Consider the following 13,280-nt stretch of genomic DNA (forward strand, 5'->3'; position numbering starts at 1 on the left):
TGCTAAAATTTAATACAGCACACTGGGCTTGCTAAATTAATTTGACATTAATTATTATTTAGCTTGAGTTGCTAAATGTTCTAATGTACGTACTAATTGTGAAGTGTAAGACATTTCGTTATCGTACCAAGCTGCAACTTTAACTAATTGACGATCGCCAACAGTCATTACACGAGTTTGTGTTGCATCGAATAATGAACCGTAAGTGATACCAACTACGTCAGAAGATACGATTTCGTCTTCAGTGTAACCGAATGATTCGTTTGAAGCGTTTTTCATTGCATTGTTAACGTCTTCAACGCTTACGTCTTTTTCTAATACAACTGTTAATTCAGTTAAAGAACCAGTAGCAACTGGTACACGTTGCGCACCACCGTCTAATTTGCCGTCAATTTCAGGGATAACTTTACCGATTGCTTTAGCAGCACCAGTTGAGTTAGGGATGATATTTTCAGCAGCTGCACGAGCACGGCGTTTGTCACCTTTAGCATGTGGAGCATCTTGTGTATTTTGGTCACCAGTGTAAGCGTGAATTGTAGTCATAAGACCTTCAACTAAACCAAAGTCATCATTTAATACTTTAGCTACTGGAGCTAATGAGTTAGTAGTACATGAAGCACCTGAAACAACTGTTTCTGTACCATCTAATTCGTTATGGTTAGTGTTGAAAACGATTGTTTTCAAGTCACCAGTTGCTGGAGCTGAGATTAATACTTTTTTAGCACCTGCATTGATGTGAGCTTCTGCTTTAGTTTTGTCAGCGAAGAAACCAGTACATTCTAATACTACATCGATGTCTAAGTCACCCCATGGTAATTTACTTGGGTCTGGCTCAGAGAATGATTTAACTTCTTGACCGTTAACACGGAAACCGTCTTTTTCAACTTCAACTTCTCCAGTGAAGCGACCTTGCATAGTATCATATTTTAATAAGTGAGCTAACATTTCGTCATCTGTTAAGTCATTTACTGCTACTACGTCGATTCCTTCAACGTTTTGAATTCTTCTGAATGCTAAACGACCAATTCTACCAAAACCATTAATTGCTACTTTTACTGCCATTAAAATGGCCTCCTTTAAAAATGATATTTAAAAAGTGAAATCACTTTTTAGTACTATTGTTTGCAATAACTCTAGCCGCACCTTCATCTGTAATTAATACAGTGTTTTTAGGAGCAATTGATAGGTAAGCTTTAATCGCTTCTCCTTTTGATTTACCCCCTGCTACGGCAAAAATAAACTTCTTCGACTCAAGATCTTCTAACTGTAGTCCAATCGTTTTCACTTTATGAACCACATCGCCTTGATCATCGAAATAATATCCAAATGCTTCTCCTGAGGCATTGTGATGTTGAAGTTTATTTATAACTTCACTAGGTGATTGACGTCTACGCGCCATCTTCAGCGCATCACCAATGCCGTGGATTGTAATATTGGATTCTTTAATCTTTTCAAGTGTATGGATGACTGAAGGTTCTAACATAAGTGTGTTATAAGTTGTCTCACTTACATTATCAGGCACGTATAATGTCGTATAATCCCCGCCGGTTTGTTGCGCCATACTTGCCGCAATTGTATTGGCTTGATAAACAACATTTTCTCCTAAACCCCCACGCGCTGGCACGAAAAACACATCAAATGGTTGATCATGCATCGCTTCACTTACATAAGCCATAGTTGACCCACCCGTAACGGCAACAATCGCTTGTTCATAGAGAACATCTTCAACAAGTTGACCTGCCTGTCTCGATAATTCAATCTTAACAGTCTTATCTGTATCAGAATCTCCAGGTATTACATAGACATCTTTGATATCATATGCGTCTTTGATTACTTGAGCCAGATGATGATCATCCGAATAACTATTGAAATAACTATTCAACTGTCGAATCGTTGCTTCTCCTTCGTCAGTAATCTCCATACCTGTTGGTTTCACTTTAACAAGCTCTTGCTTCTTTAATGCATCTGTTTCCGACCTTAACACACGTTCAGTTAAATCCATATATTCACTTAAACTACGTCGACCTACTGGTTGATACTTTGAGATAGTAGTGAGGATTGAAAAACGCCGATACATTTTTTCAACAATTTCAGGAACTAACTTCTGTTGAATTTTTATCAAGTCTTTCACTACTATCCTCCTCCTTATCAATTTAAAGGGTCAAGTTCTAACCATAGATTGACTTTTTACGTCCCTGGTGGGACAAAAAAATATAACCTTTTATAGTTGCAATACTACTACTATATATTCGAAATTGCAAGGGAAATACAACGTTAAAAATTAATGATAACACTTACATTTCGTTACTCATTTATTAATAGGCTTTACAATTTACAAATTACCCTTTTAAGTACAATCTTAATCATTAAATTGCACTTTATATTTATATTATTGTAATAATTCGAGTCATAAGTCAAATTTCATAACTTGTTACCTTTATTTTGCCTAGATGGAGCATAAAAGTTAAACTAAAAGCAACTATACTTATAAGGGGGTCGTGTTATGTCCAACAATGAAGAACCTAAAGTTTTAACGCCTGGTGATGGTCAATATAAAGATGATAGCTATTTTAAGCATCATCGACATAGCAGCAATAATCATGATGCCAAAGGCTACAGTCGCCATTATCATTATGGTACGAGAATTGGATGTGGTCCTTTCGGTTGTTTGGGCGGTTGTTTGACTTTAATACTATTACCTATAATTATAATTTATTTCTTACAATTATTCTTTTGATTTTTCCATTGAAAATATAAAAAGACACGCCACGTAACTATAGTATTGCTGTACCTCTATTAAGTAAGTTGAGATTATGCATACTTACTATTAGATGTACCACACTCGTCAATCGTGTCGTGCCTTAATTTAAATTAATATGTTAGTCTTCATCTGAAGATTGGCTACTCTTTTCTGAGCTGTTATTACCTTGGCTACTTGAACTAGATGATCCTTGACCTGAATTCTGAGTTGATTTTTGTTGTGTTGATGGTTGTTCTGTGGATTTTGGTTCAGTTGTCTTTTTTTGCTGTGTTGACGGTTGCTCTGTTGTTTTCTCTTCGGTTGATGGCTCTTCAGTAGTCTTTTCTTCAGTGGATGGTTCCTCAGTAGTCTTTTCTTCAGTTGATGGTTCCTCAGTAGTCTTTTCTTCAGTGGATGGTTCCTCAGTAGTCTTTTCTTCAGTTGACTTCTCTTCGGTTGAAGGTTTTTCCTTTGTTTTCTTCTCTTGTGTAGTATTACGTTCTACTGTTGCTGGTTGTTGGGTCTGTTGCTGTGTTTGTTGCGTTTGTTGCGTTTGCTGAGTTTGCTGGGTTTGCTGCATTGTTTGTTGTGTTTCTTCGGTTGATTTATCTTTTTTCTTTTTTTCTTCCTTAGTCTTCTCTTTTTTCTTTTCTTTCTCTTCTTGCTTTTGATCACTTAAGCGTTCATTCGCTCTATTAGAATGATCTACAAAAGCAAAGATTGCGAAAACAAGGCCGAATAAAAGTAGGAATACTATAACCCCACTAACGATTTTGGCAAACAAGCTCATCTTCTTTTTACCACGACCATCAAAATCATTATTTTGATTATGCTTTGGCATATGCTTCCCTCACTTTAATTTTATATCTATTTAATCGTAAGCTCTGTTAAATTACAATTTACTATTGTCAAAAATATATTTTACAACATTTCAAAGTTGATTAAAACTTATTACCACTTTTTTCACTAGTTAATATCGAAATTACATTTACAATTGTAGAATAAAAACACAAAATATCTTATTATTTATTGTAAATCCATTTTAAGTTAAAAGAAGTCACCCTTTCAATAAAACAAATGAAAACAAAAATTTTTTAATAAATTATAGCTCGAGTAAGGATGTGTCATAATAAGTGGAAAATAGTGATTTATTCAAAGATTTAAACGATCCACAACAATTTAAGCAGCATGGTATTCGACAAATGATGAGAGAAAATGATGAATACGAATCAACAGATAATGATAAGTCTAGTCACAAAATAATACCAATCACTTTGGCTTTACTAATTATTATAGCTATTACTCTAATTACCTTTTTTATATTTTTATAACCATAAATGATTATGTATTATTCTCTTAGTATGATTAATTCATTTTTCAAAGTTATCAAAATTCAAAAAGATAATTTTACAACAATAATTGAGATAACATAAAAAAGGTCTATACTATAATGTATAGACCTATACTAAAGGGAGTCAAAATTTTACCTTCATTGTATATTATGGGGTATACTCGAATAATTAAGAAAAGATTAATTATTATTGAAGGTACTTTTATTATAACTTATACACTATGAATATAAAGGCTTCTATAGGTTAGTTAATGACATATTAATGAACAATTTTTGAAAAAATTATGACCTTCTATTTTAAAGTAACGAAGAAGATGAATAATTAAAATGAAATGCAATTTATTTTAGAGGTGATACGATGAAACAGTATTTAATCACAGGTGGCACTGGTATGATTGGCAGTCAATTAATTGATGCAATCGTAGAAAGTGATGCGCATATTACTGTATTAACAAGACAAAACAAAATCAATTCCCACCCAAAAATTTCCTATGTGAATTGGACTGAACCGGATTGGGAAAGTAAAGTTCCAGATATAGATATTGTGATAAATCTAGCTGGTGCAAGTCTTAACCATAGATGGACTAAGCAACATAAACAACAAATTATGTTAAGTCGTATTCAAGCAACTCAAACATTATATGAATTGTTTAAATCAAGAACAAAACGCCCAGACGTATTTTTCAATGCAAGTGCCGTTGGGTATTATAAACCTGATTATAACCGTACCTATACAGAATTATATAAATCGTTACCTTTTGACTTTCTTTCTGAGGTCGTCTATCAATGGGAACGACGTGCAAAACAATTCGAATCATTAGGTTCACGCGTAGTCATCGGTAGATTTGGTATGGTGTTATCAGACAAAGGTGGCGCATTACCATTAATGAAGCAAAGTTACGACTATTATGTTGGTGGCAAATTAGGTTCTGGTCGCCAATGGTATTCATGGATTCATATCGATGATTTAGTTAGAGCCATTCTATATACAATTAATGACGAAAACGCTAAAGGGGCATTTAATTTCACTGCGCCAATTGTAGAACGTCAAAACTTATTTGGTTATACATTAGCTCGTATTACTCATCGCCCTCACTATACATGGGTGCCGTCACTAGCTTTGAGATTAGTACTAGGACAAATGTCCACTGTTGTTTTAGATACGCAAAAAGTAATTCCAAACAAACTTCAAGCACTAGACTTTAAATTTAAATATCCTGACTTGAAAATTGCACTTGAAGATTTGGTACATTAATTTAAATATAATGAGAGGAGATATACATGAAGCAAGATAGTGTTACTCATATCCTTTTATTAATTGCAGGCATACTTATATTTATTAATGGCATATTTGCATTTGAAAATTCTGTACCGATGATTATTGTTTCTAGTTTTTTCATTGTAATAGGAAGTATTTGCACAGTTTTTGCCAGTCTACTTATATTTAAAAAGTATAAGTCATAACCTTATTCATATAAAAAGTTTGAATCATAAATTCCATAAACATAGCACTCAGATAAATGAATTCAATTTATCTGAGTGTTTTTTGTTTTAATTACGTATTGTTGGCTCGCTTTCCTAGGGGACTGCTTCAGCCTGTAGTCTTCAGCTTGTCCTGCTCCCTCAGGAGTCTCGCCAAAATACGTTGAAATTATTTATGTCTTTTATATTACTGTACATTTAAATTCTTATATTCAATTTGTCTTGTTTATGTTGGTATATCAATCATTAAATACTTAATACCTTATCTACTAGATTTTCATTCATAGTATGTTTTGTTGACTCCCTTTCCTAGGGGACTGCTTCAGCCTGTAGTCTTCAGCTTGTCCTGCTCCCTCAGGAGTCTCGCCAAAGTTCTGTCCCAAAATTATAAAAAAAGGCAACTTCTATATGATTTCAATAGAAATTGCCTTCTAATAATTGTACTAAAACTTTATGTCTTAGGGACTTTATTTCATTGTGTCCTTTGAAAATTAATCTTCAGGATTCATAACATGGTCTACTAAACCGTATTCTTTCGCTTCTTCAGCTGATAAGAAGTTGTCACGATCAGTATCTTTTTCAATTTTTTCAATTGATTGACCAGTACGATCTGCTAAAATTTGATTTAATTTAGTACGTGTTTTTAAAATATGGTTAGCAGCAATTTCGATTTCAGTTGCTTGACCTTGCGCTCCACCTAATGGTTGGTGAATCATTACTTCTGCATTTGGTAATACATAACGTTTACCTTTCGCACCAGCAGCAAGTAAGAATGAACCCATTGAAGCTGCCATACCAATACAAATTGTTTGAACATCAGGTTTGATATGTTGGATTGTATCATAAATAGCAAAACCAGCAGTCACACTTCCACCTGGTGAGTTGATATAAAGATAAATATCTTTCTCAGCATCTTGTGCTTGTAGGAATAATAATTGTGATACGATAGAGTTTGCTACGTTATCATCGATTTGTGAACCTAACATGATAATACGATCTTTTAATAAACGTGAGTAAATGTCATAAGCGCGTTCCCCACGGTTTGTAGTTTCAATTACTGTAGGTATTAAATTCATTAATATTGCCTCCTTATTTCTAACTGATAAACTTATTTTAACCTAAAAGTCAAACATGGTCAAAAAATAAAGCTCAAAATATTTAACCATTTTTATTTCATTCTTGTTGACCCTTACAAATAACATTTGTAAACTAATATTATTGTTATATTTACCCCTCGTAGTGTAATGGATAACACATAAGATTCCGGTTCTTAGAATAGGGGTTCGATTCCCTTCGAGGGGATACCTTACGCATAATTACATACAATTTAAGATAAAGAACCCCATAACAATGGGGTTCTTTTTATGTTATCTATCAATAATATACTATATTCTACAAAATTTCAGGGACTTTTTGGGATTCAATAATTAATATTAATGTTATATAATAAAAAGTGAGGATTTCTGAATTTTCAGTCATCTACATAGGAGGAAAAACATGTCTATAGAAAAACAACTTTTTGAAGCTGCTAAGTCTTTAATCGAACTTAGATATCCGAATGGTTGGGGTGGTGCGGCAGCTATGTATTCACTAAATGGCAATATCTATACTTCAATAGCACCTGAAGTTATAAATGCATCTACGAATTTATGTATTGAAACTGGTGCCATTTTGGAAGCACATAAAAATAATGATCCAATCACACATACAATTTGTGTTGTAAGAGATGATGAACAAAGTCAGTTTAAGATTCTTACACCTTGTGGTACTTGTCAAGAGCGCTTAAAATATTGGGGTAGTGAAATTAAAGCAGCTGTTACTGACAAAAACTTTACTCTAACATTTGTTACACTTAAAGAATTACAACCTTATCATTGGTCACAAGCATATTACGATTAAATATTTAATTAATGCATTTAGATAGGAGATTTTTAAAATGAGTTTAACTGTAAATTTATATTATACTGGTAAAAATGGAAGTGCTAAACGCTTTATCGAATCTATGATTAATGAAGGAATTGTAGCAAGAATTAAAGCACAACCTGTAATTTAAAATATGATTATTTCTTATCTTATGAAAATCCTGAAACTGTGTTATTGATATATAGTTGGATAAATCAAGAAGCATTGGATAAACATCATGCTTCAGATATGATGAAAGAAATTGCTGCATTACGAGATAAATATGATTTACATATGAAAATGGAACGTTACAAAGAAGATAATAGTTCACAGAATGATGATCATTTTTTAAGAAAGTAATCGTAACTTTACGCAAAAGTGACTTACCGCAAAAAATCATAATATACATCAACTTCATTGATTGACTGCGCATTTCGCGACTCCTAATGGTATGCTTGAAAGGCGTGTTCTGAACTGCATCTTATCTTAAACATGCAAGCAACAAAAAGACAAAGTGTTAACGTAATAATTAACACTTTGTCTTTTTACAGCTTAAATTATCAACTTCATTTTCTAATGATTATGGTTATATTTCTGTGTTATGTTATAGCTCAACTTTATTATTATCACTTATTTTAATTTTCATCATAGTATGCGCATTTTTTTGAAATTCATAATCAACTTTAATCAGTTCTGTCTCATGACCTAAATCTGAAATATAGCTTAAAATCTCAGATAGATATTGGTATTGCTCACCTTTTAAATCAACTATAGGAAAAATTCTAATTTCGTTCTTTGATACTCGAAGCATTTCATTAATGCAAGCACGATGAAATTCATAATCTAACTGGTCAGCATACATAAATAAAAAATGTGCAGATAATAAAATATCAAAACTATGATCTGCAAATGGCAAAACAGGCAACTTCGCGGCTACATAATCTTCCTTATTAATGACCATATCCGAATAACAATTCTCAAGTGCTTGGATGCGCGAATTTTTTAATTCTTGAATATTCTTAAAGTATGTCCAATTATAAAGATGCTTTGCTTTCTCTATATTTTCTATCGCATGTTGAATATCTTGTTGCCCTTTCTTATATAATGATTGTTTATCAAAATAATAAGCTATGTCACATGATTTAATATTTATTGAAGAAGATTTCATTTTAGACCCAAAGGCACATGCACCTGCTGGACAATCAAGTATATTTTTCCCCTTTAATTCTGCCACATTTAAATTAAACATTTTCATATATTCATCAAACGTACGTCCAATAAATATAATTCTATCTAGACTTAATCGATCTGTATTTACGCTCAAACAAAACACATCCTTCGCAAAATTGATTTCATATATCCATCTTTTAACTTAACATTTATTAGAATATTCTGAAATAAGTGATTAAATAAAAAAGAGTTCACTTATTAATGAGTGAACTCCAAATTTATACTGTTGTTATTTTATAATAATTTCTTTAAAAGTTTCATACATATCTACTATTTCAATTCTAATGGTTCTCCGCTTCGAATTTTATCAGCCATTTCGTTTAATTTTCTTAAGCGGTGATTCACACCTGATTTTGAAATCGTACCTGTAGACATCATTTCACCTAATTCCTTTAAAGATACATCTTGATGTTCTACTCTTAATTTAGCAATCTCTCTTAATCTTTCTGGCAAATTATCCAGCCCAATTTCCTCATCAATCAGCTGTATGCTTTCAACTTGTTTCATTGCAGCACTTACAGTTTTATTTAAATTAGCTGTTTCACAGTTAACTAAACGATTTACTGAATTTCTCATATCTCTGACGATACGGACATCCTCAAATTTTAATAATGCTTGGAATCCTCCGATTAGGCTTAGGAAATCAGATATTTTTTCTGCTTCTTTTAAATAGGCAATGCTGCCCTTTTTACGTTCTAAATGTTTCGCATTCAATTCATAATTATTCATTAATTGCGTTAAGCCTTCTGAATGATCTTCATATAATGAAAAAATTTCTAAATGATATGAAGACGTTTCTGGATTATTTACAGAGCCTCCTGCTAAAAAGGCCCCTCTTAAATAACTGCGTTTCATTTCATCATCTTGAATCATAGACTCATCAATTTCTCTAGTGAATACGCCGTCCTTTAAGATACCTAAATCATTCAATATCTCTCTAGATTGTGATTTGATACGACAAATATAAATGTTATTCTTCTTAAGTTTCATTTTTTTTCTAACAAGTAGTTCTACTTCAACACCGAATACCTTTTTAATTAAGGAATAAATACGGCGTGCCGTCGTGGCATTTTCAGTTTGAACATTTATGACAAATTGCTGATTGGCAAGACTGAGCGCACCATTCATACGAATAAGTGCACTGAGCTCTGCTTTTGCATTCGCTTCATCAACTTCTATTCTCGTGAGTTCATTTTTCATATCGGATGCAAAGCTCATTGTTTATCAGTCCTTTCCTTACTAAATCACTTTAGTAAAATTTATTTAGTCTTTTCATCTCTATTAAATTCAATTGTTTCTGTTTCGTTAATTGCGATTTCATAAATCATTTTAGCTAAAATTTCATAATTATGTCGTACATAATTTTGAGTTGAAATTTCAATTAAATCTGGGTGTGTCATCACTTTGATACCTAATTTTTCCATTTCTTGAATATCGCAATGTACAGGTTTAGCATTTTCCTCCCTGTAACGTCTCAACACTTCTTCATTATAGGTTTGTGGTCCACAGATTGCATAATCAATGCATCTTTCACCAATGTGTTCATGTATCGCATTAACATGATCTTCTGCAGTGTAACCTGTTGTTTCACCAGGTTGTGTCATCACATTAGATACATATAATTTGGGTGCTTCACTTTGTAATAAAGCTTTACTAATGCCTTTGACACATAGATTGGAAATCACGCTCGTATACAGTGAACCAGGACCAAGGACAATTAAATCAGCATCTTCTAATGCCCTAACCGCCTCTTCCATAGGCTCTACGTCTTCAGGTTCTAAAAATACACGCTTAATCCTTTTATTCTTTTTTGGTATTTCTGACTCACCATAAACAACTTCACCATCATCCATCACTGCATTTAAACGTACACTGGTATTCGTAGATGGAATCACTCGACCCTTTATATTTAAAATTTCACTCAATAACTTTACCGCATGACCAAAATCATCAGTAATATTTGTCAAAGCAGCAATAATCAAATTACCCAATGCATGTCCTTCGACTTGATTCTCTTTAAAACGATATTGAAATAGTTGATTTAACGTCGTTTCTGTTTCGCTTAATGCTGAAATTACATTTCGAATATCTCCAGGCGCAGGTATATCCATTTCATTTCTAATCTTACCTGTACTACCACCATCATCAGCTACAGTTACTATCGTTGTTATATCAATTTGGTAATCTCTTAAGCCACGTGCTAGTACGGATAAACCTGTGCCACCTCCGATGAGTACAAGTTTAATTTTTCTCATTTTTATTTCTCACGCCACTTTCAACATGTGCATCACGATGGTGCACATAGACATTATAGTCAAAGCTATCTTGCAAATCTGCTCCTATCCGCTTCGCTAAAGCAACAGACCTATGTTGACCACCTGTACAACCAATTGCGATAACTAATTGTGATTTCCCTTCCTTTTTATAACCAGGGATCATAAATTTTAGTAAATCCATTAATTTCTCAAAGAAGATATTTGTCTCTTTCCATTTCATTACATAATTGTATACAGGCTCATCTTCACCAGTAAGCGGTCTGAGATCGTCAACGTAATGTGGATTAGGTAGGAAACGTACATCAAATACTAAATCTGCATCCATTTGAATACCATGTTTAAAGCCGAAACTTGTCACGCTGATATTAAAGGTATCGATGTCATTGCGATTAAAATAGTCTTCAATTCTTTTACGCAATTCTTTTGGTTTCATGTATGATGTATCAATCGTATAATTAGCTAAACTTTTTATTTCATTTAAAAGATAACGCTCTTCATCAATAGATTCTATGAGTGAACGTTGACCATTTTCATTTAAAGGATGTGCTCTACGTGTTTCTTTGTATCGAGAAATTAACTTTTCATTTGAAGCTTCCAAAAACATTAAATCGACAATCAAATTGGCGTTGCTCTTTATTTGATCCATTTCTTGAATTAATGATTTAAAAAGTTCTTTCCCTCTCAAATCAATTGCTATTGCAACCTTTTGTAATGATGGGTTTCCCTGTTCCATCAATTCAACAAATTTTGGTAACAAAATGGGTGGCAAATTATCAACACAAAAATATCCAATATCTTCTAAACTTTGTATAACGACTGATTTACCAGCACCTGATAAGCCTGTTACAACCAATAATTCACTTTTAATTGTTTCCTTTTCTCCATGTTGCATATCTTCACACCATCCGTTACATATTTTCTATTACACTTCATTATAGATGACAATCTTATCAACCATATTGTCGTTGTATAAAATCAACTAATATTAATCATGCTATCATATTATATTTTACATTAAAAACCACATAGGTAATAGTTTATTATCTTAATTATTAAACCACATTTTAACCACTTCGTCTTTATGTACTTATCATTTTTTAAATAATATGTTTTTGTGTGAAAAATCCTATGCTATTTCTTTTCCCAAATAACTTTAAAGATAACAATAATAAACTTTTTATTAACCTCTTTCATATCTCTATATACATACGTAAAAAAGCTAGAATGTTATATTCACCATTAATTCTATGTGATAAACATTCTAGCTATGACTGAATTATTATTTTATTGTTCGTGTACTGCGAGTTATATTAATTATGCTTCAATTGTATCCATTAAATGTTCGATATATGCGATGGCACTTTGTGCAGCAATACTACCGTCGCCAGTTGCAGTTACGATTTGACGTAAACCTTTATCACGAACATCTCCTGCTGCATAAACACCAGGAATGCTTGTACTCATATCTTCGTTTGTTACGATATATCCAACTTCGTTTGTAATACCTAAATTTTCAAATGGCGCAGTTAGTGGTTTCATACCGATATAAACAAACACACCGTCTGCGTCTAATGTTTGTTCAGCACCATCTTTAGTTGATTCTAATGTTACTGAACCTACTTTACCATCTTTTTCATTGATTGTTTTCAGTGTGTGACTCCAGATAAAGTCAATTTTGTCGTTTTTAAATGCACGATCTTGTAAGATTTTTTGTGCGCGTAGTTCATCTCTACGGTGAACGATTGTCACACTATCTGCAAATTTAGTTAAGAAAGTACCTTCTTCAACTGCTGAGTCACCGCCACCGATAACGAATAATTTTTTGCCTTTGAAAAATGCACCATCACATACGGCACAATAACTTACACCGCGGCCACCTAATTCTTGTTCGCCAGGAACACCGATTTTCTTATATTCTGCACCTGTTGAAATAATAACAGCATGTGCTGTAATTTCGCTATTACCTAAATTGATGACTTTATAGTCACCTTTATCTTCAATTGATTTAATATCGCCATATTGGTATTTTGCACCAAATTTTTTAGCATGTTCGAACATTTTTGTTGATAAATCTGGTCCAGTTACCATTTCGAAACCTGGGAAATTTTCAACTTCTTCCGTATTCGCCATTTGTCCACCTGGCATACCACGCTCTATCATAACAGTGCTTAAATTTGCACGAGATGCATAAACTGCTGCAGTCATACCTGCTGGTCCAGCACCAATAATTGCAACATCAAAATCCACTTGTTCAGCCATTTAAATTGCCTCCTGTTTATTAATTCATTATGCGCATTAT

15 protein-coding genes and 1 tRNA gene are annotated in these 13,280 nt (G+C 33.0%); 7 read left to right on the plus strand and 9 right to left on the minus strand.

The genetic code is table 11. From position 1 onward, the window contains the following. Nucleotides 1-54: 54 nt before the first annotated feature. Together gap and ACF91D_RS06895 are read right to left on the minus strand one after the other, a co-directional pair. Nucleotides 55-1,062, minus strand: a complete 1,008-nt coding sequence (gene gap / locus ACF91D_RS06890) for a type I glyceraldehyde-3-phosphate dehydrogenase (RefSeq protein WP_042739634.1) — start codon at nt 1,060-1,062, stop codon at nt 55-57. 40 nt (nt 1,063-1,102) lie between these two features. Next, complete coding sequence (locus ACF91D_RS06895) at nt 1,103-2,131, minus strand: sugar-binding transcriptional regulator (protein ID WP_107512320.1); 1,029 nt, start codon at nt 2,129-2,131, stop codon at nt 1,103-1,105. A 372-nt stretch (nt 2,132-2,503) separates the two neighbouring features. Between ACF91D_RS06895 and ACF91D_RS06900 the strand changes: the two genes are divergently transcribed. Next, complete coding sequence (locus tag ACF91D_RS06900; protein WP_107513454.1) at nt 2,504-2,737, plus strand: hypothetical protein; 234 nt, start codon at nt 2,504-2,506, stop codon at nt 2,735-2,737. Between the two features lie 142 nt (nt 2,738-2,879). Here ACF91D_RS06900 and ACF91D_RS06905 read toward each other — a convergent pair whose 3' ends face one another. Then, nucleotides 2,880-3,581 carry a DUF4887 domain-containing protein gene (locus tag ACF91D_RS06905; protein ID WP_107527231.1) on the minus strand — a complete coding sequence of 234 codons (702 nt, stop codon included), beginning with the start codon at nt 3,579-3,581 and terminating at the stop codon, nt 2,880-2,882. Between the two features lie 292 nt (nt 3,582-3,873). On the opposite strand from ACF91D_RS06905, the gene ACF91D_RS06910 reads away from it, so the two are divergent. The 3 genes from ACF91D_RS06910 to ACF91D_RS06920 all read left to right on the plus strand — a co-directional run bounded on the left by ACF91D_RS06910 (nt 3,874) and on the right by ACF91D_RS06920 (nt 5,555). Next, a complete protein-coding gene (locus ACF91D_RS06910) occupies nt 3,874-4,071 on the plus strand; it encodes a hypothetical protein (protein ID WP_107513321.1) in 198 nt (65 codons plus the stop codon). 378 nt (nt 4,072-4,449) lie between these two features. Then, nucleotides 4,450-5,346, plus strand: coding sequence for a TIGR01777 family oxidoreductase (locus tag ACF91D_RS06915; protein WP_107513320.1), 897 nt, complete (start codon nt 4,450-4,452; stop codon nt 5,344-5,346). 26 nt (nt 5,347-5,372) lie between these two features. After that, nucleotides 5,373-5,555, plus strand: a complete 183-nt coding sequence (locus ACF91D_RS06920) for a hypothetical protein (protein ID WP_042738245.1) — start codon at nt 5,373-5,375, stop codon at nt 5,553-5,555. Between the two features lie 509 nt (nt 5,556-6,064). On the opposite strand, the gene clpP is transcribed toward ACF91D_RS06920, so the two are convergent. Further along, nucleotides 6,065-6,649 carry an ATP-dependent Clp endopeptidase proteolytic subunit ClpP gene (clpP, locus tag ACF91D_RS06925; protein ID WP_392436764.1) on the minus strand — a complete coding sequence of 195 codons (585 nt, stop codon included), beginning with the start codon at nt 6,647-6,649 and terminating at the stop codon, nt 6,065-6,067. Nucleotides 6,650-6,803: 154 nt separating this feature from the next. On the opposite strand from clpP, the gene ACF91D_RS06930 reads away from it, so the two are divergent. From ACF91D_RS06930 to ACF91D_RS06940, 3 genes are all read left to right on the plus strand, one after another. After that, nucleotides 6,804-6,875, plus strand: a tRNA-Arg gene (locus tag ACF91D_RS06930). A 195-nt stretch (nt 6,876-7,070) separates the two neighbouring features. Then, on the plus strand, nt 7,071-7,472 hold the full coding sequence (locus tag ACF91D_RS06935) for a cytidine deaminase (protein WP_229367013.1): 402 nt from the start codon (nt 7,071-7,073) through the stop codon (nt 7,470-7,472). Nucleotides 7,473-7,670: 198 nt separating this feature from the next. Continuing rightward, nucleotides 7,671-7,835: a hypothetical protein gene (locus ACF91D_RS06940; RefSeq protein WP_342899654.1), complete on the plus strand. Its 165-nt coding sequence runs from the start codon at nt 7,671-7,673 to the stop codon at nt 7,833-7,835. 244 nt (nt 7,836-8,079) lie between these two features. Here the strand turns inward: ACF91D_RS06940 and ACF91D_RS06945 are convergent, their stop codons facing one another. The 5 genes from ACF91D_RS06945 to trxB form a co-directional block, all read right to left on the minus strand. Then, on the minus strand, nt 8,080-8,799 hold the full coding sequence (locus ACF91D_RS06945) for a class I SAM-dependent methyltransferase (RefSeq protein WP_232161289.1): 720 nt from the start codon (nt 8,797-8,799) through the stop codon (nt 8,080-8,082). A 176-nt stretch (nt 8,800-8,975) separates the two neighbouring features. Continuing rightward, nucleotides 8,976-9,923 carry a DNA-binding protein WhiA gene (whiA, locus tag ACF91D_RS06950; RefSeq protein WP_042738240.1) on the minus strand — a complete coding sequence of 316 codons (948 nt, stop codon included), beginning with the start codon at nt 9,921-9,923 and terminating at the stop codon, nt 8,976-8,978. A gap of 41 nt (nt 9,924-9,964) precedes the next feature. Then, nucleotides 9,965-10,960, minus strand: a complete 996-nt coding sequence (locus ACF91D_RS06955) for a gluconeogenesis factor YvcK family protein (RefSeq protein ID WP_042738239.1) — start codon at nt 10,958-10,960, stop codon at nt 9,965-9,967. Next, nucleotides 10,947-11,873: an RNase adapter RapZ gene (rapZ, locus tag ACF91D_RS06960; RefSeq protein ID WP_107512771.1), complete on the minus strand. Its 927-nt coding sequence runs from the start codon at nt 11,871-11,873 to the stop codon at nt 10,947-10,949. The genes ACF91D_RS06955 and rapZ overlap by 14 nt, the downstream gene beginning before the upstream one ends. A gap of 422 nt (nt 11,874-12,295) precedes the next feature. Further along, complete coding sequence (gene trxB / locus ACF91D_RS06965) at nt 12,296-13,240, minus strand: thioredoxin-disulfide reductase (RefSeq protein ID WP_107512772.1); 945 nt, start codon at nt 13,238-13,240, stop codon at nt 12,296-12,298. Nucleotides 13,241-13,280: the final 40 nt, after the last annotated feature.

It is taken from the genome of Staphylococcus sp. 231237_7MaSpsaltlick (assembly GCF_043107035.1).